We start from the raw sequence: 23,957 nt of genomic DNA on the forward strand, positions 1-23,957 counted from the left end.
ACCAGTACAATCTGAAGAACCGGTACAATCTGAAGAACCAGTGAAAGCTGAAGAGCCAGTACAAACTGAAGAAGTCGCTGTTGAAGCAGAAACTGCACCGGTTAGTGCTACTGAAACACCTGTAGAAGCTAAAGAAGCGCCTGTAGTTGAAAGTCAGCCTGAGACAGTGTCGCAAGCGAGCTCTACTAGTGTAAACGCTAAAACAGTGATTACAGCTGGACATGCAAGTGCGCCAATGGCACAGCCAACACCTGTAGCTGATAGCGAAATCAAGCATACATCAGTTGCAATGGCACATGACAAGCGTGAGTTAATCCCTGACAGTGGCCTTCGCCCTGGCTCGGTAAAACCTGCTGGTCGTGCAAGCTCAGCAATGACTAAAACACTTAATGCTGAATAAGCACTAAGTTTAGTTAACAGCTAAAAAACCGCGTTAATTGATTTTAACGCGGTTTTTTATTGCTTGGAATTTATGTAACTGGCAACGGGGTTCGGACTGCGAGGAGTGGGTTAAAGGTTAAAGGTTAAAGGTTAAAGGTTAAAACATTTGAAGCTTCGCTTCACACGTGAGCAAGCTCTACGTCTACCAGTTATCTGCTAATACCTGTTTTATCTTCTCATTTAATCCTCATTCTCTTCTCTTAGTGCAATTAGATCTTAAGAAAATTGTTCACAAAGAGGGCTAAGAGACGCTGCGCTTTTAGAGGGTAAAGTTACAATCGAAGGTTAACGGGCTGTGGGGATCGGGTTACGAGCCTGAGCCTAAAACCCATAGCTCACTGCCCGCCGTGAGTTTAATCTTGCTCTTGTTCCATGAAACGTTGCAGTTGGTCTTTTAGGTTTGGCGGAATGCCTTTTATTACCAGTGTATCTGTTGCTTCATTGTATGTTACACGTTCACCTAAATGTTTACGCTCAAAGCTAATGCTCACACCGCCACCTAAGCCTGAAAACTTAACCATACTCGTTACTGTTTTCTTATCAACCGGGAATGACTCTTCTAGGTCATAGCTTTGCTCTTTACAAAAGCTCTCAAACGGGTTGTCGTCGCCTTTGGTCAGCGTTGCTGAAAGTTCACTTACATTAGCCTCTTCGCCTGTGGTGACACAGTCGTTACAATAATCAAATACTTGCTTACGTAAATCATCTTTTTCAGACTTATCAAATTCTTGCTCTGATAAGTAGTCTTCTACTGCGCTTAGCATTACTTGGCTTTGTTGCTTAGGATCAATGCCCTCTTCACAACCTAAGAAATCTAAAAAGAAGTCAGCCACTTTTCGCCCTGCACGACCTTTAATAAACGAAATATAACGATTATCGTCTGCTTGGGTATCCCATGCTGTTAAATCAATGCGAGCAGCCAATTGCATACGCGAAATATCTAAATGGCGCGATGCGGCTAAATCAAGCTCTGAAGTCATGGAGTAGTGCTCTTTAATGTTGATCATGGCAATCAACATATAATCAGTAGCCACGTACTGATAATGACAAAATACTAAGTAGCCAGTTTCATTAAAGGCGTATTTATCTAACTCTTCTTTTAATACCGTTGATGCCTGCTCGGTCATATGCCAAAAGCCAAGCTCATTATTACGATAGCTTTGCATAGTAGAGGCAACAATACTGTTTTTTTCACCACTAAAAGCACAAAAACCTTTGCCTGGCTTGCCGTTGTAGGCGTGGTGTAATTGCTCAATGAATACAGCAACTTTGTCGTTGATCATCATTTCGTCGTTGCGAAGGTGAATTTGGGTGTCGTCATCTTTTTTGTCTACATAGTGCACGACTAATTTTTTAACATCTATTGCCATCTTTGTTTTTCACGCCTCTGGTGTTAAAATACGGGAATATAACTATTTTTATTGAACCAACTGATGCCAATCTTATCAAAATACTCTAATGAAGAAGTAGAACAAATCGTCGATCAGCTTATTGATGTTTTATCAAAACACAATGCGCCGGTTGATTTAAGTCTTATGTGTTTAGGAAATTCTATCACGCATATCTTAAAAGAGCATGTACCAACAGGGAAAAGACAAGCTGTTACTGAGAACTTTGCAAAAGCACTCGCTCAGTCGGTTAAATAAACTCTATGAATTTATCGCAGCATAACCAGTTTTCATCGAAAGCAAGTCAATTATTAAGTTGGGGCCATTGGTTTACATTTGCCAATATTGGTTTGGCGCTTTTAATTAGCTTAAGCTATTTATTTGCCGACTCGCCACCCACCACTTTTATAGGTATCGCTTATATGGTGGTTACGTGGCTAAGCCACACCAGCTTTATTGCCTTTTTAGCGTTTGTGCTGACGGTCTTTCCTTTAAGTTTAGTGTTCCCCTATCCGCAGCATATTCGCGGCATGGCGGCAGTGATAGCAACAATAGGTGCTTCAATACTGACTTTAGACGCTTATGTGTATTTTAACTTAGGCTATCACTTAAATGCCTCAGCACTGCCTGAAATTATTTCGCTGTTGTGGCACCGCTTAACAAATTCACCGGCGCTCACTACCTTGCTAGCAGGAAGTATTGTATTACTTATTTTAGGCTTTCAGCTTACAGTTAGTAACTTTACTTGGCACCATCTAGCACGCTTAAAGCAATTTAAATTTGCGCGTTATGCCGGTTCTTTTTTAGTGATTTGTTTTGCATTAAGCCACAGCATTCATATTTGGGCTGATGCAAATTTAAAGTTTGATATCACCAAGCAAGACAACGTACTGCCACTTTCGTACCCTACTACAGCCAAAAGTTTACTCGCTAAAAACGACTTATTGGATGTTGAAAGCTACGAACAGGCACATAATGTTAAAATTAATAACCAAGGTATTAATTACCAAATACCTACCCCATTAGCAAAATGTGAAGATTACAACGCGGCTAAAGTTGATATTTTAGTTTTTGATAATGACGAGCAGTTAACAAAATTTGTTGCTAGCAAAAAAAGCATTTATAAAAACCAACAATTTTTACAACCCACCGATCAGAGCGACATGCTATTTGGTTTGGTGTATGGCCTGCCTGCATTTTATAAAACCGACATTATTGAGCAACAAACCTTACCCGTTTGGCAAAGCCAACGTCGAAGTGTAAAAGTATTTGGTATTGATGAGCTGAGCTTTATTAACGAGCAAGCACACAAAGACAGTGCAATCAGGGTGATTAAAGCGACTGAAAATGCAACGGTTCGTGATGATGCTACTGAGTTTTTTGCATTTAGTGTGTCTCAAAACAGCAATGAAATAGTGACCACGTCAACGCTATATAGCTCAGATAAGTTTATTTCTAAAGTGAATGGCTTAATTCAACCTAGTGATATTATTGCTACTAGCCTTGGCCAATACTTAAACTGTAATGCGCTTGCTAAGCAAACTATGCTAGGCGAAAACTTATACAGTAAAAGCAATAATATTGGCGTTAATTACTCACAAGGTGTCGTAATTGCTTATAAAAAAGATAGAATTACGCTGATTGATCGTGATGGAAACTTTAGAAACATTTCCGCGGCTGAAGGGTTTTCTATTGAGCAAGGACTTGATATTCCGTTTTTAGTACACAGTATTAAAAAGCTTAAAACGTTTTCTCAATAGCACCTCATAATATGAGCGAGCCATTAAAACTGACTCGCTTGGTTTCTGTTATTGCTCCTTTGCACTTGCTATCCCCCTCAGCTAAGTTATAGTTTTTAGGATTAAAACATTTTAACTCGATCAGAATGCGCAAAGGATCATCATTATGTTCAACGTTATTAATCTGATCATTACTGCCTGCCTTTTATGCTTTAGCTCTCTTGCACTAGCCCAAACTACCTATTACAAATGCGTAACCCCAAAAGGGACTACCTTTTCACAATTGCCCTGTAGTAACAATGCAACCATGCATAAAATAACTGCCACTGAGCCAAAACAAACAGGTGAAGAAATAAACTACACTAAGCAGTTAAACGAGCTTGAGCGCGACACCATAATTACTAACTTAGAGGCAGAGCTGCGCAGTAACCAGCATAAACTCGCTATACTTTCACGAGAAAAAGACCGTGCTGATTTTAAACAACAACAACGCTTGAATCATATATTAAGTGCCGATGATAAAAAACGAATTAGAAAAGATATTAAAAAAACGCAAAAAAGTTTAGATAAGCAATATAAAAAAGATAAAAAATTAATTGAAAAACGAATTAAGAAATTACAAAAAAAGATTGATGCCTACCAAACAGACTCTAACTAACTTAAATAAATATCATCTTAATTTGCTTGGTTTTAAACATAAAATAACATACCCTTAACAACTATAGAGTACAAACTCTAATGCGTGTTTAGTGGTGCAATTTCCTTTGACCCGCTTTTACAAATTAAATGGTATCCACCGGCACTTTACTAAACACCCAAAGGCGTCAATTAAGGAGTACTGATGCAACCACGCCAAATTGCTGAGTTAATATTAACCGGATTTAAAAAACATTACCTGCTGTTTCAAAGAACAACAGCAAAAGCGCCTCATGCGTTTGCTAAAAGAGATTGGCAAGCAATTAATGATATTAGCCGCCTACGTATTAGTTATTACGATGATCGGGTTAACGAAACCACAAAAACCTTACGTGAACGCCAACAAACAGACCAGCTAAACGAAAGTTTATGGCTTGAAGTAAAGAAAATTTACCAGCATTTTTTATGTTTTCACCCGCAGGCTGAGCTTGCCGAAACATTTTATAATTCTGTATTTTGCCGCTTGTACCACCGCCGCTATTTTCATAACGACTTTATTTTTGTTGAAGCGACACTCAAAGATGCGCCCTCAGTGCCAGTAGAGGCTGAATATAGAAGTTACTTCCCCGTCGTGGATGGTTTAAAACCAACAATTAAACGTATTATTAACCACTTTGATTTTAAAGCCGATTTTGTCAACCTTGAGCGTGATATTCGTTTATTAGTAAAAGCGTTTTATAAGCAAGCTCCCGATACTCACCACCAGCATTGGCAAATGCGTTTTGATATATTACACACGCCGTTTTACCGCAATAAAGCAGCGTATATTGTAGGACGTGTCGTATCGCAAAGCGGCGTTCAACCTTTTATCATTGCGGTACTTCATCATGAAGATAAAGGGTTATATCTTGATGCCCTACTGACTAAGTCATCGCAAATGCGGGTTATTTTTGGCTTTGCACGAGCTTACTTTATGGTAGAAACTCACGCCCCCTCAGCGTTAGTGCGGTTTTTAAACCAACTCATGCCAAATAAAACTTTAGCCGAGCTTTACAACGCCATTGGTTTTCATAAACAAGGAAAAACTGAGTTTTACCGTGAGTTTTTGAATCATTTAACTCATTCTAATGACCAATTTACCATTGCACCTGGTACACCCGGCATGGTGATGATGGTATTTACCCTCCCCTCGTTTGGTTATGTATTTAAAGTTATTAAAGATAAATTTGGCGAAAGTAAACCATTTGGTCGTGATACGGTATTAAAACGCTATCAACTGGTTAAAAGCCACGACCGTGTAGGGCGAATGGCCGACACCATAGAGTATTCAAACGTCGTATTTCCTTTAGCGCGTTTTGATAGTAACTTGTTAGCGCAGTTGTATAAAACCATTGGATCATCAATGGTCATTGAAGGTGACTGGTTAATAATAAAACATTTATATATTGAAAGACGAATGACGCCACTGAATCTGTTTTTAGAAAATGCAGATGAAAAAAGTGCCGCCGATGCCATAGAAGAGTATGGCCAAGCGCTCAAAGAAATGATTGCTGTGAATATTTTCCCCGGCGACATGTTGTTAAAAAACTTTGGGGTAAGTAAGCACAAACGGATTATTTTTTACGATTACGACGAAGTGCAATATTTAACAGACATGAACTTTAGAGCACTACCTAAGGCAAAAAGTTATGACGATTATTTAACGGATGAACAAAGTTACTCGGTTGCCCCTCAGGATGTATTTCCAGAGCAGCTATGTACCTTTGTTATGCCCAATCCAACATATAAACAATTTTTAACTAGCACGCACCCTGAATTACTTGATGTTAACTTTTGGAAACAAGCACAACAAAATATAAAAAATGGAAAGGTGAGTCACATTTATCCCTATCCTACAGCACAGCGTTTTATCCATTATTGGTAAACGTTAAGGACACACAATGAATATAAGTAAAATAGATTTAAATTTACTGGTTTACCTCGATACATTACTGCGCGAATGTAATGTTACTCGTGCTGCAAACCAGCTTAGTATTACTCAACCGGCAATGAGTAACGGACTTAAACGCCTACGTAACCTTTTTAACGATCCTATTTTAGTGCGTACCAGCGATGGTATGGTGCCGACTGAGCGTGCTATTGAGTTGCAGCCAGTAATTCGTGGAATTTTGATGACCCTTGAAGAAACTCTGGCACCTAACCGTGAGTTTGAAGCGAAACAAAGTAAGCGAGTGTTTAGGATCATGGCCAGTGATTACGCGGCCAGTACCATGGCGCCGCGTTTATTAGGGAAACTACACGAAGAAGCGCCCGACACCACCTTAGATATTTTAACCCCTAGTGATGTTACCTTTCACGATGTTGAAAACGGTAAAGTTGATATGGCGATTAACCGCTTTGAAAATTTACCACAATCGTTTCATCATAAACGTATTTGGAAAGACAGCTTTTGTTGTTTAGTAAAATCAGATAACCCCATTATTGAAAACTTTAGCCTAGACAGCTATTTAAAAGCTCGCCATATTTGGGTAAGTAAAACAGGCTTTGGTGTTGGTGTGGGGATGGACCCTAAAGATGTGCAAAAGCTGGGCTGGGTTGATGAGGCACTGGCTCATTTTGGTAAACACCGTAATATTGCCACTTTTACTCGTAACTACCATGTGGCTGTTCACTTAGCCAAAGAGAAAAATTTAGTTGCGACTTTGCCCTCAAAAGCGGCCAATATTTATTTAGACGATCCTGGGCTTAAAATACTGGAGCCCCCCTTTCCTATCCCGCCATTTGAACTTGATATGATATGGAGCCCTTTATTACACAGAGACGCTAGTCATATTTGGTTACGCCAAAAAGTAGCTGAAGTAGCTGATGAGCTAAAATAACCTTCTTACAAACTTTTATGTAAAATTTGCTTGCTAACGCTCAGTTGGCAAGCCTACTAAACAATTAAAAACCATAAAATACAAAAACTTAAAAAAACAACCTACTTGGAATAGCGCTTGCTAGGTAATGACTGTATTTTAAATTAACAGAGGTCATTATTATGAGCACCCATCAAGGACAAGAAATAAATCATATTACCGACATTATCCAAGTAATGAATAGCGGCATCGACTTTTACCAAACAGCACAAGATAAAGTACAAGACCCCGCTATAGGTGCCCTATTCCAACGTATGATTGACGCTCGTAAAGTCAGTGTGGAGAGTTTACAGCCTTACGCAATCAATCAACAAGGTGAGCGCGAAGATGGCTCGTCGTTTGTTGTAGAAGCACGTCGTGCATTTACTACTTTGATTAGTAAATTTACTAACGATAACGATCAAACCTACGTTAAAGAGCTTGAGGAAGTAGAAGATAAAACCTTAGAAGAAATTAAAATAGCGTTGAAAAAACCTCAGTCCCATGATTGTGAAGCAGCGTTATCAAAGGTATTACTTACTATGCAGAGCTGCCATGCTGAAATGAGTAAAATGCAAAAACATTAAGTTTAATACAAAGAATAACCGCCCAGCCCTAGTGCTGGGTTTTTTGTTACCTTAAACCCCCCCCTGTGAAAAAAATTAGTTTCGTCACATGTTTGTAAAAATTCATCACTATTATTAGTTAAAACATCTGGTCTAGACCAAAATAAACTTAAGGTAAAACTAATAATGAAACGACATGCAATAGCCACTGCTATATTACTGTGTACTAGCCCGTTATTTATTGCCCAAGATGCCGTTGCCGGTAACGCTACATTTGTAGGCACTGTAGAAGATAGTAGATCACTGCTCTCTGGCGCATTAATCACAGTAGTTGGTACTGGTAAAAGTACCGTAACAAACTATCAGGGACAATTTGAGTTACCGCAGTTAAATCCTGGTAAACACCAACTTAAAGTGACTTATTTAGGCTATCAGCCTTATTTTGTTGATATTACTGTTGGTGAAGGCGAAATAAAAAAGCTAAAACCAATCACTCTTTTTGCTGCAAATAATAATAACGCCATTGAAGAAATAATTGCTGTCGGCCAAATTCAGCGCGGTGAAATGGCGGCAGCTAATAACCAAAAAAATGCCAAAAGTATTAAAAATATTATTTCTGCTGACGGTATTGGAAAACTACCTGATAGAAATGCAGCTGAAGCTGTACAGCGTATACCTGGAGTATCGATTGAACGTGACCAAGGTGAAGGTCGTTTTGTTGCTGTGCGCGGTCTACCGGCACAGTGGAGCTCTGCGAGTATCAACGGCGATCGTTTACCAACGGCTGAAGAAGAAACCACCAGTCGAGCAACAGCTTTTGACTTTTTCCCTAGTGAATTAATTGAATTTGTCGAAGTGTCGAAAGCGCTAACCCCTGACCTTGAAGGTGACGCCATTGGCGGTAATGTTAATTTTATCACTAAAAAAGCGCCCGATGATTTTGTGTTTAATACTAATTTTGCAATTGGTCAAAATGAGCTTGCCGATGGCACTAATTATTCAGCAAACTTACTTTACGGCGACCGCTTACTAGACGACAAGTTAGGTTTTTTGATCAATGCGACTGCGTGGCAACGTGACTGGGCCACTGATAACTATGAGCCGCGCCGTGGCAATGATGGTTTAGGCATTTATCGCTTAGAGTTACGAGATTATACCGGCACGCGCGAAACTTATGGGCTTAATGGTGCTGTTGAGTATCAACTTGAACAAGGCACAATTAGCGCCACAGCAATGTATGGGACTTTAATTGATGACGAAACACATTATAAGCACCGTATGCGCTTTGATAAAAATCGCGCTGAAGTACAACATATCCGCAATGAATTAATTACCGAAATGACTGGGCTTGAGCTGGAGGCTGAGCATTATTTTGGTTATGACAAAACCCTGAGTTGGAAGTTATCAAGTTACGAGAATGAATTTCGTTATGGCAATACCCCAAATGGCGAAGACAACAGTTATTTTGTCGTCAGATTTGACCAAAAACAGGTTGGCTTTCAAGGACTAGAAGACAGGGGCACAGGCAAAAATTACGCTTATAATACGATTGATGGTGGCAGCGATCCATGGAATGCAATCAGTAACCATTTACCTAGTGATTTTTCGTTCGATCCTGCTAATACTAATCTTTCATGGGTAGAGTTATATAAAATATTCGTTAATGAGAAAGATAAAATTGTCGCGAGTGCCGATTTCGAATGGCAAGTAGATGCAAACTTAACTGTAAAAATAGGTGCCAAATACCGTGATAAAGAACGTGTCGCGCGCTTTAGCGATGAATTTTACGCGTGGGATGAAGCAAACTATGGCGCTGCGCCAAGCTTAAGTGATTTTACTTTGGCAGATCAGCCAGGCCGCAATGATTTTTTAAATGAATTAGCTATTGATTACCAACAGCAATTTTCGCAAGTTGTTGATACCGGTGATCTAGCGCAGTTTTGGAATACCAATAAAGAAAAATTTGTACTTGATAAAAGTGAGTCTGCCTTAATTGAAAATGGCGGTGCGTTAGGACGTAACTTTGATGTTAACGAGCAGCATACCTCACTATATGGTATGGCAACCTATACAATTAATAATGACTGGGAAGTACTAGGTGGTTTACGTCTAACTCAAACCGATACTGAAGTGAATGGTTATACATACCTAGCTGATGAAGATAGGGTTACACCAAGTCATGCTAAAAATGATTACCTATCGGTGTTACCTGCATTACATGTTACTTATCACAGCGGCGAGCAAACCAATTACCGCTTAGCATTAACCCGCTCGTTCTCACGTCCTGACTTTGGCTCTTTAACACCAGGCGCAACCTACTTAGAAGCAGATAACGAACTTGTTACCGGTAACCCCGAACTCGAGCCCACCTACTCAAATAATGTTGATTTGATGGTTGAGCATTTCTTTGAACGTGTTGGTTTAGTCTCTGCAGGCCTGTTTTACAAGGACATTAGCGACCCAATTTTTCAAAGTAGCTCAATTGGTCAGTTTAATGATAACAGTGGTGTAAATATTGTGCGCCCAGAAAATGGCGACAGCGCATGGCTTGCAGGTATTGAGATGGCCTTTAATCGCGATTTGGGCTTCATCAATCCGACTCTAGATAGCTTTGGAGTAATGGTAAATGCGACCTTTATGGACTCACAAATGAGTATTCCAGATCGTGACGATAAAGTAGCGATTCCGCGTCAAGCCGATAACCTCTATAACTTTACCTTATATTACGATGACAGCTTCTTTGCCGCGCGGGTTGCCCTAAATTATAAAGGCGAGTACATCGAAGAGCATGGCAGTGATCGGCAATCGGATAGCTATTATGGCGAAAATGTTAGTGTTGATTTTACTACGTCATACCAGCTTAACGAAAATGCATTAGTTTATCTTGAATTAAATAACCTAACTAACGAACCGCTTAAATATTATTTGGGAGATGAAAATCGCCCACTGCAAGTTGAGTATTATGGTGTTCGCGGCATGGTCGGTATTAATTATCAATTTTAATCTATTGTATTACGCGGGGCGAAAGCCTCGCGAAGGATAACCCTATGTTTACGCAACCAAAGTGGCTACATCGTGCACAAGGTGTTGGGTTTGTTCTATTTGCAGCAAGCGCTGCATTTATGACTTACTTTTGTATGTATGCATTTCGTAAACCCTTTACAGCTAACAGCTATACAGAGTTTGACGATCCAAGTTGGCAAATTAGCTTTAAAATAGCACTCATACTGGCACAAGTATTTGGCTACTTATGCGCCAAATTTATTGGTGTTAAGGTCATTGCAGAAATGCGGCACCAACAACGGGGTCTTGCCATCATTGGTATGATTACAGCAGCTGAATTATCGCTAATTTTATTTGCCGTGACCCCTGTTGGAGTCAACGTAGTATGGCTATTTTTTAATGGTTTATCGTTGGGAATGATTTGGGGTATTGTATTTAGTTTCTTAGAAGGCAGACGAACTTCTGAGATACTCGGTGCCATTCTCAGTGTCACCTTTATTTTGGCGTCAGGTTTAGTGCGCAGTGTCGGTAAATGGCTGATAGACAATCTCAGTGTTCCGGAACTGTGGATGCCTGCCGCAACCGGAGCGTTATTTTTACCCTTGTTGTTACTTAGTGTTAAGTGTTTAACCTTGTTACCCAATCCAACACCAGAGGATCAGCAGGCGCGTCAACAACGCTTACCTATGAATGGTAGAGCCCGCTGGCAGTTTTTCAAACAATACTGGTTTGGTATTAGTTGTTTAATTCTGAGTTTCTTATTATTTACTGGCTTTCGTGACTTTCGCGATAACTTTGCCGCAGAAATTTGGCAAGCACTGGGATATGGCCAAGAGCCAGCTATATTCGCCTATGCAGGTATACGTATGGCATTTATAGTCTTGATTGCACTTGGTGCAATGGTGTTAGTAAAAAATAATAAAACCGCTTTTTATGTAAACCACGGATTCATTTTGTTTGGTGCCTGCTTGTTCGTAGGCAGTACTGTTGCGTTTGAAAGCCAATTACTAAACGCTAAGGCATGGATGGTGCTCCTTGGGGCTGGCCTTTATATTAGTTACATCCCCTACAATTGCTTCTTATTTGACCGTATGATTTCTGCTGTTGGCTCAACCGCTAATGCCGGGTTTTTAATTTACTTAGCAGACTCAGCTGGTTATTTGGGCTCGGTGAGTATCTTACTCTATCGCACCTTTGTGATGCCTGAGATTAGTTGGCTTAACTTTTTTATAAACGCCTGTTACTGGGTCGGCTGTATCGCTGCATTCTTGGTATTGTGCTCACTAAGCTACTTTGTAATGCGCTTATCCCCTTTCAAACAAGTTCGCAGGTTACACCCTGTATCTACACCTACATATATAAGAGAAGAAATATGAAACATTTAGAAGCACTCATTTTAGACTGGGCCGGCACAGTTGTAGACCATGGCTCTGTAGCGCCAACCACTATTTTTGTGGAGGCATTTAAAGCCGCGTTTGATTTTGATATTACGCTGGCGCAAGCGCGTATTCCGATGGGCATGGGAAAATGGGACCATATTGCAACCCTAGGTAAATTACCGGAAATTGAATCTCGTTGGCAGGCACAATTTGGCTGCTCAATGACTAATGAGCAAATAGATCATATTTACAATACCTTTATGCCATTACAAAAAGCTAAAGTCGCAGATCGTGCTATGCCTATTGCTGGCGTACTACCCGTAATAGCGCGTTTAAAACAGCAAGGTATTAAAATTGGCAGCTGTTCAGGCTATCCTCGCCAAGTGATGGACGTGCTTGAAGTGGCTGCCGCTGAATATGGTTACCAACCCGATCATAGCGTTGGTAGTGATGAACTAACGGCTGGCTCTCGCCCAGGGCCATGGATGGCACTTGAAAACGTGAATGCACTAGGCATTCAACATGTTGCGAACTGTGTAAAAGTTGACGATTCAGCACCTGGCATCGCTGAAGGGTTAAATGCAGGAATGTGGACTGTTGGTGTTGCCTTAAGTGGTAATGCTGTTGGTTTAACCGAACAAGAATGGGCAGCGTGCTCAAACGATGAGCAAGCCGTTTTAACTCGTGAAGCATACCAGCATTTATATCAAGCAGGTGCTCACTTTGTGATTGACTCTTTAGCTGATATTGAACCTGTTTTAATGCAAATTGAAGCAAAACTCGCTCGAGGAGAGCGTCCTTAATGAATTATCAACCTTTTTGGTTTGATAACGCCATAAAAGAGGAGGGTGCCAATAGGCTTCTTCCTCGACTTCCTGAAAATCATCACACCGATATTTGTATTATCGGTGGGGGGTTTACAGGACTTTGGACCGCCATTCAAATCAAGCAACAGCAGCCCCAAAAAAAAGTGACTATTATTGAACAAGGGTTGTGTGGTCAGGGCGCATCGGGCCGTAATGGCGGTGCGATGTTAACATGGTCGACTAAATTACCCAGTCTGATTAAATTAGTAGGATTAGAAAACGCCCTTTTTTTAGTACAACAATCTGAGCAAACCGTCCATGATATTAAGCGTTTTACGCTAACTTATGCTATTGATTGTGATTGTCGAATTGATGGATGCTTTTATACAGCCTCCAACACGAGTCAAATTGGGCGACTAAGTAACGCGCTTGATTACTTAGATAAATTTAAAATTAATTCGTGGCATTCTTGTGACACTCAACAATTACAACAAACCGGTTCAAAGCAAAACCTCACTGCTCATTTTTCTGCACATGGTGGCAGTGTACAACCAGCGAAGCTCGTCAGAGGATTAAAGCGAGTCGCGCAACAGCTTGGAGTGACAATAATAGAGCAATGTGAATATATGCAACACTTTGGCGATCAACAAATAACCGTACATACAAGTCAGGGGAACCTATTATCCAATACAGTTATTTTTGCGGTTAATGCGTGGCTACCTAGTTTACATAAAGTATTTTCTCGCTCTGTTGTACTGATTTCTAGTGACATGGTCATCACTAAGCCAATCCCAGAAGTTTTAGAGCAACTAAATTTAAATCACGGCAGTGCTATTATTGACTCTCGTCTGTTTGTTAATTACTACCGAACCACCAGTGACGGGCGGTTAATGTTAGGTAAAGGAGGAAACTTTTTTAGTTATTGTAATAAGGTACATCCAAAGTTTGATTTGCCGAGCAGCTATGATGATATTTTAAAATCATCACTCAATTATTTCTTTGGAAGGCATCACTTACCCATAGAACGAACGTGGACGGGCGCTTCCGATCGCAGCGTTTCTGGCTTTCCATTCTTTGGTCAGCTTAACAATCAAAAAAATGTATTTTACGCAGGTGGCTACTCTGGCAATGGCATTGTACAATCTTATTTGGGTGCAAAAATTCTCTGTGCACTGGTACTCAATAATGATCCTAAGTGGCAAAACTGTGGCTTAGTTAATCAATCACTAAATCAGTTTCCTATTGAACCCATCCGAACAGCAGGTGCATATTTAGTACGTAATGCAATAAGACGTAAAGAGGCCGCAGAAGATAGTAATGCAGCAGTTCGCAGTATTGATAATTTTTTGGCTAAATTAAGTGGCAATGCTGCTAAAGTCGATTCATAAACTAGCTGAATATAATACTCACCATAAACAATATAAGTCATATTATACTCAGCTAAGCTATTATATTTTTAGGATAAATAATCAAACGATGCTTTTATATCAAGAGATCCGTAATTATATTCATGCGCTACTAAAAACCGACGTGATTGCAGCGGGTCATAAGTTGCCTTCAGAGCGAGAATTACAACAAAAGTTTAGTTCTACCCGAATTACTGTACGCGAAGCGCTTCTGAGGTTGGAAGCTGAAGGCCTAATATTCAGTCAAAAACGTAAAGGCTGGTTTGTCACCCCAAAAAGATTAAAGTGGCACCCTGCTACTAAAGTCAATTTTTATGAATTGGCAAAACAACAAGGGTTTGTTGCACAAACGACACTCGTGAGTGTACAACAGCAGGCAAAGCTTGAAATTTGCCGAGCGTTAGATGCCCAAACGCTTTATCATCTTCAACGTATACGTAGTCTAGATAATCGCGCCGTAATGTTTGAGCATATTTATTGTGATGCTAAACGCTTTGCTGATTTTCACTCACACCCCTTAGATACCTCTATCACCGATATTATGGCAAAACAGTACGCAACGAATATCGTTAAAGAGCAAAGCATAATAAATGTCACGGTATTACCTGATGAAGTGAGTCATCTGCTTGAAAAAAATAGCGGTACACCCTGCTTACACGTTATTCGAAAGCGATTTGATGAGCATGGTTTGTTAGTTGATTATAACATTGAGTACTGGTTGCATAATGCCATTGAAATGGTGGTTGATGGCCAATAAAAAAGCGGTGTTTAATGAAAATTAAGCACCGCTTGCACGGGTGAAATTAGCTTTAAGCTTTCCAATATTGGTTTTTTGCCACAGCATCAAGCAAACGCTGTATATCGGCCTCATCTACTTCACCAATATTACCTATGCGAAAGCAATCGGCGTTAGAAACTTTACCAGGGTAAATAACAAAACCTTCTTGCTTTAACGCACTATAAAAAGATTTAAAATCATAATGCTCTTCGCTAGGCGACAAGAATGAGGTAATGATGGGGGAATGAACTTCCTCATTCAGTAAAGGTACAAACCCTAACGCTTTCATACCAGCTACCAAAGTCTTTTGGTTTTGCGAGTAACGCTTAAAGCGCTCTGCTATTCCTCCTTCCTCATCTAACTCTTGCAGGGCTTGATAAAATGCACGCACAACATGAGTTGGCGAGGTAAAACGCCATTTACCATGGTGTTGCTCCATACATAACCATTGCTGATATAAATCCAACGACAAGGAGCGCGCAATACCTTCACTTTGCTCAATAATACTTTGCTTACACACCACAAAGCCAAAGCCAGGGACACCTTGAATGCATTTATTTGCAGAGCTGATCATTACATCTATATGCCACTGTGCAAGGTCGAACTCAATACCGCCAAAACTGCTCATAGCATCAACAATAAATACCTTTTGATACTTTTTAGCTAGTGAGCCAACCTCTTCAATAGGATTGAGTATACCTGTGGTCGTTTCACAATGGACCATTGCAATGTGAGTAATACCTGAATTATTTTTTAAAACAGTATCAATCTCATCAAGGTTTGGCAGTGCCGTTTCTGTATAATTTAAAACATGACAGTCAATTGCTAAATAGTCGGCAATTTCAGCAATACGCTTCCCGTATGCCCCATTATTAATAACAAGTAACTTACCCGTTTTTGGAATAAGACTGCCAAGCGCTGACTCTACACTGGCAGTGCCACTGCCTTGCATTAATACACTAGTATAATTAGGTTGTGATGTCGCAAGCGATACTAATTTATTACGTATTGTTTGCACTATGTCGCGATTATAATCATCATCCCAAGTACACCAGTCTTTAAGCATCGCCTGCTTAACAGTATTAGAGGTCGTTAATGGGCCGGGCGTTAATAGCAAATAATTGTTCATAATTTATTTCACTCAATCTGGTCTAGTCCAGTTATTATTGAAGATTTCATAAACTAAAAACAGTGAAGTTTTTATGACACTATAAACACTGTAACCATAAAAACGATAAAAGGGCCTTACGGCCCTTTGGTTGTTAAATAACAATAGGAGAGTTATTAAAAGCGGTACTCTGCACCTACGTAGTAGTAAGCACCGTTAAAACCAAATGGCGCTGAACGACGTGAGTACTTAAATACACCATCGCTGCTGACAATGGTGTTACCTTGAGCATCTACAATTGTGCCTGAACGTGAATTACCTATGGTGTTTTCATCCGGGTAAACATCAAATACGTTATTTGCGCCAATATTTACTGATAAATCGTCAGTCACAAAGTAATTTACTTTGATGTCAGTTAAAATTTCAGCACCATAAGTCTGGCGGCCGCCATCTTCCACTGTATATTCACCAAAGCGATTAAGCGATAGGTTTACGGTCCAGTCGTCGCGACGATAAAGTGCACTTAAGTTAATTCGATCTTCTGGCTGCCATTCTTCAATAATAGAAATTTCTTGATCAGAAAACACATCATCGACTGGCACGGTTTCAAGACCAGAACCTGCTGGTGTAAATAACGACACGACATCGGTTTCTGTAAAGTTAGCCGCTAATGTAAAATCAAGCGTGCCGCCTAGGCCTTCTGTATTCCACGTAGCAACAAAGTCGATACCTTGTGTCTCAGTGTCAGCGCCATTTAAGAAAAACTGCCCTGCACCCGCACCTGAGCTTAATAACGCAGCATCAAGACTGCTTGATAAGCCTTTACCTAAGCGATTACTAATTACAATACGGTCGTCAATATCGATTGAGTAGTAATCTAAGGTTACATTAATATTATCGCTTACGTTATAAACGATACCTAAACTGCGGTTTTGAGATTTCTCTTCTGAGAGCTTAGGAATACCTAAACTTTGCGCAAGGGTTGAATCGTTTCTAAAGGTCCCTACTTCTTCAGCCACTAAATTGCCATTAGGGCCTACAACAAACTGTGTGCTGATGTTGTTAAAATACAACTGTTGCATTGAAGGTGCTCTAAAGCCTGAGCTTAGCGCACCACGAAGTGAAATATCTTCAGTTACTGACCAGTTACCGGCTAGTTTAAAGTTAACTGTATCGCCAAACCCTTTGTAATTGTCGTAACGTAACGCCCCTGAGATAATTACATCTTCAATAACGTAAGCTTCAGCATCTAAGTAAAATGAGATCACATCACGCGACTCATCAACCGAAGATGCTGGCGATGAACCACCAAAGCCTTGTGTGCCACCGGATGCGTTTTCGCTGCCAATACCACCGCTTAGTCCATCGTAAATATTAACACCATTGTTGGTATCGTAATCACGATATGCATATTCACTACCCTCTAAAATTCGGTACTCATCGGTACGAATTTCAGCACCCATTGCTAACGAGTAGTCATCAAAATTTTGAGTAAAATCAAGATTGATCGTTTGCAGTGATAGCTCCATGCCATAAGCGTAACCTTGACGGGGAATCGTGGCGCGAATATCTGCTGCACTTAGGCCTTGGTCATAACGTAAAAAATTCGCGTAAGAGCCGTTAATAGTATCGCTGGTCGTGTAGTCAATACTGTTTTCACCATAGGTGTACGATAAATCTAAGCTTGAGTCGTTATCAAATTCAGTTTTATAACCAAAGTTATAGGAAATATCATCAATCGTGGTATTTATTTTAGGTAAGAAGCCAGCTGGGATAGTTGCATCGCCATCTTGAAGTACCGGATTACCACCTGCATTGGCATTATGACGGAAAAATGCCGCTGATTCGTTATCACGAGTTGAATAGGTAATAAAACCGTATAGTTCACCCGCTCCTAATTCGTAGCCGGTGTTAACTGTTAAACCAAATTGTTGTGAATCAGCGTCACCAATTCTGAATGTATCACGTGGTGCGGTTAATTCGCGTGGATCACCTGCAAGCAAGGTGCCATCAGAAAGTTCAGTACAGCCATAAAACTGACATGAACCATGAAGGCCTGCACGGTTAGTCGGTGCTCGGTCACGGTAGTTAATAGTTGTATTTAAATAACCGTTATCACCTAAAGCAAAGCCTTTATTAAAGTCAATATTAACGGTTTCGCCATCACCTTCTGAATACTCACCGTAGTTAACGGCCGCTTTACCACCTTCGCTGCCATCTTTTAGCACAATATTAATAACACCGGCAATTGCATCCGAACCATATTGAGCTGCAGCGCCATCGCGAAGCACTTCAATACGTTTAATTGCTGAGGCTGGAATCGCATTCATGTCAGTACCCGCAGTACCACGACCAACCGAGGTATTAATATGAATAATACTTGCTTGGTGACGACGCTTGCCATTGATCAATACCAATGTTTGGTCAGGGCCAAGGCCACGTAACGTTGCAGGTCTTAATGCATCAGTACCATCACTAATAGATGAACTTGAAAAGTTAAAAGAAGGTGCGATAGCTTGAAGCATGCGGCCAACTTCTGTTTGGCCGGTGTTTTCGAGTGCTTCTGCACTTAAAATATCAACGGGGACAGGTAAGTCTTCAACTGAACGTCCTGCGACACGACTACCTACAATAGCAATTTTTTCGATGTTTTGTTCTGCGCTTTGTTCAGCGGCATTTATTCCTTGTGAATTAACTGCAAGTAAAGCAGGTAATATGGCAGCACTAACTCCTGAAAGCTTCATCATGTTGTTATTCTTCCTATTGATTTGTTTGAGTTTAATACTCAGTAAACCATTTTGATCAACAACCGCATCGAGCTCAGTCTCAGCTAACAATGCGTTTAACGCATCGAGTTGAGAATAAAATCCATATAATGAATTTGCCTCGTACTGTTTAGCAAGCTCATACGAAAAAACCACTGTTTGTTCAGTTTGCTTAGCAAATTCTATTAAGGCTTTGTCTGCTCGTTGCGCTTTTATATCAAACTGCATCATTTGTCCCTCAGTTTGACTCGCATGCACACTGATACTAAAAAACAGCGGTGCAACGAGTCCCAGCGGACTTAAATAACACGTATGGTTACTGCGCAACTTATATAAACAGTTAGCAAACAAAAATCCTCTATAGGTTTTTATCATTTTTTTAATCTTTAAATTACTTTTTACACCCTTATGAGTAACATTGATTAACAATGGCGTGATTTTCATTACCATTACCTATGATTTTTTTTGATATTTTAAACTAACAACATGCTCGCCTAAACGCTCATGTTCAATTGAAAAGTTATTTTGTAGGCTCTCTAAAAGCCCTGCAACATCACCCGCTTTAAAAACGCCTGCCACTTTAATGCGCGCTAATTCATCAGATGATAATTCAAACCGAGTGGCGGTATAACGGCTAACCTCATTTAAGGCATCAACTAACTTTTCGCCATTAAATATCAACATGCCATTTTGCCAAGCTAAATCACGTTGTACATCATCAACCGATAACTGTGTGATTGGTTTGGTAACGCTTTGTTCAATAATGGCTTTTTCACCAGAAATCACAATGTTGGCATTAATTTGGCGGATATCTTGGTTGCTGTTATCAGCTTGTTGATACGCTTTAAAATCGTCAGCATTAACAGCAACACTAGGGTCGGTGATCATCACTTTACCTTCAGTGACTACCAATTCGAGATCAGAAGAGGTATTGCGCTGCACGTTGAATACTGTACCAAGCGCGGTAAAGCTTTTATCCCCCGCCATAACACTAAACGGGCGTGATGCATCTTTAGCTACATTAAAACGCCCTTCTCCACGACTTAGTAATAACTGTCTGCGTCCTTGACTGTAAGCTACTTCCAATGAACTATTAGTATTAAGCTGAACTATTGTGCCATCTGGTAAAACATAGGTTGCTTGCTCGCCAACCTTTGTTTTATAAATTTTTGTGTAATTTACTTTAGCGAGATCTTGGTTAAAGTTGCTCTGCATGTTTAGCAAAAAGTAGCTACACATCATTAAGGCTGCAACAACACTTGCCGCAATACCGTATACATAGGAAGGCCCTGCAGAGTGCTTATTAGGAAACAATACGCTGAGCTCGTTAAGCACACTTAAGTCATCCCATAATTGTGCTAATTCATATACCGCATTCTGATGAGCCGTGCTTTGTAGCATCCACAGTTTAAATTGCTCTTGCTCTTGTGTACTTAAGCCACGATCAATCGCACTTATCCATTGCGATGCTTTTTCTAAGATTAATTCTTTTGAAGTAAATTGATGGATGTTACTCATTTTACTGCCCTCACTATGTTCGCACTTTGTTGGCAATGTTCACTCTCATCTTGCACTTGATCGCGCATATATAGCATGGTGTTTAGTAGCCCTTTAGCAATGTGCTTTTCTACCGTACTTTGACTTAGCTGCATTTGCTGTGCGATCTCTTTTTGGCTCATCCCATATACTTTTTTTAATATAAAACATTTTCTCACTACAGGGCTTAGCTGCTCAGTAGCACGACAAAATAGTAAAAAACGTTCTTTGGAGGTGTATTCATCTTCTAATTGCATTGATTTAAGCAATTTAGGAAGTTCAGTTTCGTGATTTAAAGGAGTACTAAATTTATTATCCCATTTAGCTATATGATTTAGGGCGAGATGTTTAGCTGTTTTCAACATATAGCTGCGGGTGTATTGAATATCTTGTTTTAGCTCTGCTTCATAACTTTTAACAAAGGTTTCTTGAACAATATCATCAACATCGTCAGGTAACACAATTTTAGACACAAAGCGCCGCAGTTGCGTGGATATATCTGAGAATGTACTGGCTAATTTAATTCCTCGAGCCACGTGGGTAGTCCCTTGTTATTATTATTACGGTAAGATTACGAGTTTTATGGTTAATTACAAGGCATTTTGTTAATTATTGGTTATTTATTAGTTGCGAATATACGCACTAAGTATAAATGTATTAATATTTATTATGTTCTTAATCATTATGGCTGTATAAAAAGTAGCACCCCTAGCGTTTTTATAGTGAAGCCAAACCCTTATTTAGCTTAATTTTTATTGGGTTGCTGTGTAGTAATTTAATAACCGCAACGCTACTATTAACGGATAGAGGCTAGGAGTTAAAAATGAATAATCAAAAATTAGCTGATTTTGAGCTTTACTTTCAAATCGAAGAGAGCAATCGCGTCAATCTATTTGCCGTAGATGACGCAGTGGTACCAAAAAGTTTGGCTGAACTAGACGCAGATATTCCGCCTTTATTTAAACTTGCTAACGAAGTCAGTAGTTTAGATCAAAGTGCTTTGGGTCCTTTGCGTAATTTAGGAGATATTGCCCAAGAACTGACGACGTTTTTACAAGCCCAGTCGCGTAAGATAGATTTGATCATGAGCCATATTTTAGCTTCAGAACAACCTGAAGATAACTCAATTTATTGCGATAGTTATGGCGGCGGCGGAATTAAGTTTACCAGTGAACATTTGTACACATTAGGTCAGAAATTTCGTACCAAACTGTTTTTACAGCATGAAGCCTCTGCGGTGTATTGTTATAGCGAAGTTGTTGCTATAGAAAAACAAGACAATGAGCATTACCAGTATACCCTGCTATTCGTATCAATAAGAGACAGTGATCAAGAGTTGGTTGTTAGAGCCAGTTTACATGCGCAAACACGCCAACTTAAAAAGCGCCAACAACTTGAAAAAGCGAAAGAGAGTTCAAACGAGTAACACGAGTGTTTATTTACTGGTTTAAATCGCTTTAAATTGTAGTTCAAACGTTTATTTAAAAGTGACTTAGCTGTAATTGAACTGCTAAACTAGCCCCATCTTTATTTGTATTAAAAATCCATGAACTTTAGACTTTTACCTGAATGGGCCGAGCAAGATGCTGTTATGCTTACATGGCCTCATAAAAATACCGATTGGGCTGATAATTTAGCACGTGTTGAACCCGTTTATATTGAACTTGCGAAACATATTACTGCGCAACAAGCCTTAGTGATTGTTGCTCATGATGAGGTATTAAAAACCCACATTAGCTCATTACTAAATGATGCTGGTATCGAGCAAACCCGTGTATATTTTGTTGTTACTCCTACTAACGACACGTGGGCGCGTGACCATGGCCCACTTACGTGCAGCGCTATAGAAAAGCCAGATCAATTAAAAGTCTTCGACTTTACCTTTAATGGCTGGGGTAATAAGTTTGAAAGCGCCCTTGATAATCAAATAAACCACACATTAGTTAAACAGCTAAGTAATACAAGTAACCAGTATCAAGCCCTCGATATGGTGCTTGAAGGCGGTGGTATTGAAATTAATGAACGCGGTGTATTGCTAACAACCAGCGAATGTTTACTGAATAAAAACCGTAACCCTGATTTAAACCCAAGTGACATAGAAGTACTTTTAAAAGCGCACTTAGGCGCTACTGATTTTTTATGGGTTGATCATGGTTATTTAGCCGGTGACGACACCGATAGCCACATTGATACGCTCGTTCGCTTTGCACCTAACAACACCCTTGTGTATGTAAAATGTGACGATAAAAGCGATGAGCATTTTAGCGCGCTAGATGCCATGGAAAAACAACTACAAAGCTTTAAAACTGCTGATAACACCCCATATAAGCTAATTGAGTTACCGTGGCCAAAAGCCGTGTATGACGATGAAAATACGCGTCTACCTGCCACCTATGCAAATTACTTAATTATAAATAACGCAGTATTAGTGCCTATTTATGATGATGTAAACGACCAACGTGCTTTAACACAAGTTCAAAAAGCATACCCAGAGCACACAATTATTGGTGTAAATTGTTTACCTGTTATTGAGCAATTTGGCAGTCTTCACTGTATTACAATGCAATTACCTCGTGGATTTTTAGCTGGAGCAGCACAATGACAAGCCCTGCACATTTATCAGTTGCCTTAGTGCAACAAAGCAACAGTGACAACGCTGAACATAATATTGAAAAGTCAATTGCGGGCATTCGCGATGCAGCTAGTAAAGGCGCGCAACTTGTTGTATTACAAGAGTTACACCGCAGTTTATATTTTTGCCAAACCGAAGACGTTGATGTATTTGATTTGGCCGAAACAATACCGGGCCCGAGTAGTAATATTTTAGGTGAACTCGCCAAAGAGCTTGGTATTGTGATTGTAGCGTCATTATTTGAAAAACGTGCTACGGGTCTTTATCACAATACCGCCGTGGTGCTTGAAAAAGACGGCAGCATTGCAGGTAAATACCGTAAAATGCATATTCCAGACGACCCAGGGTTTTATGAAAAATTTTACTTTACTCCCGGGGACTTAGGCTTTGAGCCTATTCAAACCTCAGTCGGTAAGCTTGGCGTACTGGTGTGTTGGGATCAATGGTTTCCTGAAGCCGCGCGTTTAATGGCAATGGCCGGTGCTGAACTTTTAATCTACCCGACAGCTATTGGCTGGGATCCACGCGACGATAAAGACGAGCAAACCCGCCAAAAAGATGCTTGGGTTATTTCACAACGAGCGCATGCGGTTGCTAATGGCGTTCCGGTAATTAGTTGTAATCGAGTTGGTCGTGAAAGCGATCCGAGCGGTCAAAGTGACGGCATTCAATTTTGGGGCAACTCTTTTATTGCAGGCCCTCAAGGCGAAATGTTGGCAGAGGCTGATAACCAAAATGAACAAATATTAATGGTAAAACTTGATCAAAAACGCAGCGAGAACGTAAGACGTATCTGGCCGTATTTACGCGACCGTAGAATTGATCATTATCAAGATTTAACAAAAATTTACCGTGACTAAATAATAATGTGGCTCTT

At 40.0% G+C, this 23,957-nt stretch carries 19 protein-coding genes and 1 pseudogene; 15 read left to right on the plus strand and 5 right to left on the minus strand.

Annotated elements, in window-relative coordinates; genetic code table 11:
* A pseudogene (locus CWB76_RS09095) lies at positions 1–400 on the plus strand (ribonuclease E); the annotation flags it as partial.
* 394 nt (positions 401–794) lie between these two features.
* Here CWB76_RS09095 and yejK read toward each other — a convergent pair.
* A complete protein-coding gene (gene yejK / locus CWB76_RS09100; protein WP_109874826.1) occupies positions 795–1,811 on the minus strand; it encodes a nucleoid-associated protein YejK in 1,017 nt (338 codons plus the stop codon).
* Between the two features lie 63 nt (positions 1,812–1,874).
* Between yejK and CWB76_RS09105 the strand changes: the two genes are divergently transcribed.
* The 11 genes from CWB76_RS09105 (at position 1,875) to CWB76_RS09155 (ending at position 15,018) form a co-directional block, all read left to right on the plus strand.
* On the plus strand, positions 1,875–2,087 hold the full coding sequence (locus CWB76_RS09105) for a YejL family protein (protein WP_008109847.1): 213 nt from the start codon (positions 1,875–1,877) through the stop codon (positions 2,085–2,087).
* A gap of 5 nt (positions 2,088–2,092) precedes the next feature.
* Positions 2,093–3,589, plus strand: coding sequence for a DUF3413 domain-containing protein (locus CWB76_RS09110; protein ID WP_138606998.1), 1,497 nt, complete (start codon positions 2,093–2,095; stop codon positions 3,587–3,589).
* A 145-nt stretch (positions 3,590–3,734) separates the two neighbouring features.
* Positions 3,735–4,226 (plus strand): DUF4124 domain-containing protein, encoded by a 492-nt coding sequence (locus CWB76_RS09115; protein WP_138607000.1) that lies wholly within the window; start codon positions 3,735–3,737, stop codon positions 4,224–4,226.
* 183 nt (positions 4,227–4,409) lie between these two features.
* Positions 4,410–6,128 carry a bifunctional isocitrate dehydrogenase kinase/phosphatase gene (gene aceK, locus CWB76_RS09120; protein ID WP_138607002.1) on the plus strand — a complete coding sequence of 573 codons (1,719 nt, stop codon included), beginning with the start codon at positions 4,410–4,412 and terminating at the stop codon, positions 6,126–6,128.
* A gap of 16 nt (positions 6,129–6,144) precedes the next feature.
* Positions 6,145–7,083: a LysR family transcriptional regulator gene (locus tag CWB76_RS09125; protein WP_008468187.1), complete on the plus strand. Its 939-nt coding sequence runs from the start codon at positions 6,145–6,147 to the stop codon at positions 7,081–7,083.
* 161 nt (positions 7,084–7,244) lie between these two features.
* Positions 7,245–7,688, plus strand: coding sequence for a ferritin-like domain-containing protein (locus CWB76_RS09130; RefSeq protein WP_138607004.1), 444 nt, complete (start codon positions 7,245–7,247; stop codon positions 7,686–7,688).
* Between the two features lie 165 nt (positions 7,689–7,853).
* On the plus strand, positions 7,854–10,670 hold the full coding sequence (locus CWB76_RS09135) for a TonB-dependent receptor (RefSeq protein ID WP_138607006.1): 2,817 nt from the start codon (positions 7,854–7,856) through the stop codon (positions 10,668–10,670).
* 44 nt (positions 10,671–10,714) lie between these two features.
* A complete protein-coding gene (locus tag CWB76_RS09140) occupies positions 10,715–12,046 on the plus strand; it encodes a DUF5690 family protein (RefSeq protein WP_138607008.1) in 1,332 nt (443 codons plus the stop codon).
* Positions 12,043–12,852 carry a phosphonoacetaldehyde hydrolase gene (phnX, locus tag CWB76_RS09145; RefSeq protein WP_138607009.1) on the plus strand — a complete coding sequence of 270 codons (810 nt, stop codon included), beginning with the start codon at positions 12,043–12,045 and terminating at the stop codon, positions 12,850–12,852. The genes CWB76_RS09140 and phnX overlap by 4 nt, the downstream gene beginning before the upstream one ends.
* Positions 12,852–14,243, plus strand: a complete 1,392-nt coding sequence (locus CWB76_RS09150; RefSeq protein ID WP_138607011.1) for an FAD-dependent oxidoreductase — start codon at positions 12,852–12,854, stop codon at positions 14,241–14,243. The genes phnX and CWB76_RS09150 overlap by 1 nt, the downstream gene beginning before the upstream one ends.
* A gap of 88 nt (positions 14,244–14,331) precedes the next feature.
* Positions 14,332–15,018, plus strand: a complete 687-nt coding sequence (locus CWB76_RS09155; protein ID WP_138607013.1) for a GntR family transcriptional regulator — start codon at positions 14,332–14,334, stop codon at positions 15,016–15,018.
* A 52-nt stretch (positions 15,019–15,070) separates the two neighbouring features.
* On the opposite strand, the gene phnW is transcribed toward CWB76_RS09155, so the two are convergent.
* The 4 genes from phnW to CWB76_RS09175 all read right to left on the minus strand — a co-directional run bounded on the left by phnW (position 15,071) and on the right by CWB76_RS09175 (position 20,984).
* Positions 15,071–16,168 carry a 2-aminoethylphosphonate--pyruvate transaminase gene (gene phnW / locus CWB76_RS09160; protein ID WP_212751293.1) on the minus strand — a complete coding sequence of 366 codons (1,098 nt, stop codon included), beginning with the start codon at positions 16,166–16,168 and terminating at the stop codon, positions 15,071–15,073.
* 155 nt (positions 16,169–16,323) lie between these two features.
* Positions 16,324–19,356: a TonB-dependent receptor plug domain-containing protein gene (locus CWB76_RS09165; RefSeq protein WP_138607017.1), complete on the minus strand. Its 3,033-nt coding sequence runs from the start codon at positions 19,354–19,356 to the stop codon at positions 16,324–16,326.
* Positions 19,357–19,365: 9 nt separating this feature from the next.
* Positions 19,366–20,430, minus strand: a complete 1,065-nt coding sequence (locus tag CWB76_RS09170) for a FecR family protein (protein ID WP_138607019.1) — start codon at positions 20,428–20,430, stop codon at positions 19,366–19,368.
* Entirely contained in the window at positions 20,427–20,984 is a 558-nt protein-coding gene (locus CWB76_RS09175) for an RNA polymerase sigma factor (RefSeq protein ID WP_010389615.1), read from the minus strand. The genes CWB76_RS09170 and CWB76_RS09175 overlap by 4 nt, the downstream gene beginning before the upstream one ends.
* A gap of 287 nt (positions 20,985–21,271) precedes the next feature.
* Between CWB76_RS09175 and CWB76_RS09180 the strand changes: the two genes are divergently transcribed.
* From CWB76_RS09180 to CWB76_RS09190, 3 genes are all read left to right on the plus strand, one after another.
* A complete protein-coding gene (locus CWB76_RS09180) occupies positions 21,272–21,874 on the plus strand; it encodes a PilZ domain-containing protein (RefSeq protein ID WP_010389613.1) in 603 nt (200 codons plus the stop codon).
* 120 nt (positions 21,875–21,994) lie between these two features.
* The gene (locus tag CWB76_RS09185) at positions 21,995–23,050 is read left to right on the plus strand and encodes an agmatine deiminase family protein (RefSeq protein WP_138607021.1); all 1,056 of its coding nucleotides are present in this window, start codon (positions 21,995–21,997) and stop codon (positions 23,048–23,050) included.
* Complete coding sequence (locus tag CWB76_RS09190; RefSeq protein WP_138607023.1) at positions 23,047–23,940, plus strand: carbon-nitrogen hydrolase; 894 nt, start codon at positions 23,047–23,049, stop codon at positions 23,938–23,940. Before CWB76_RS09185 ends, CWB76_RS09190 begins: the two co-directional genes overlap by 4 nt.
* Positions 23,941–23,957 lie beyond the last annotated feature (17 nt).

Origin of the sequence: Pseudoalteromonas sp. S1609, assembly GCF_005887255.1 — a bacterium.
Taxonomy (GTDB): Bacteria; Pseudomonadota; Gammaproteobacteria; order Enterobacterales; family Alteromonadaceae; genus Pseudoalteromonas.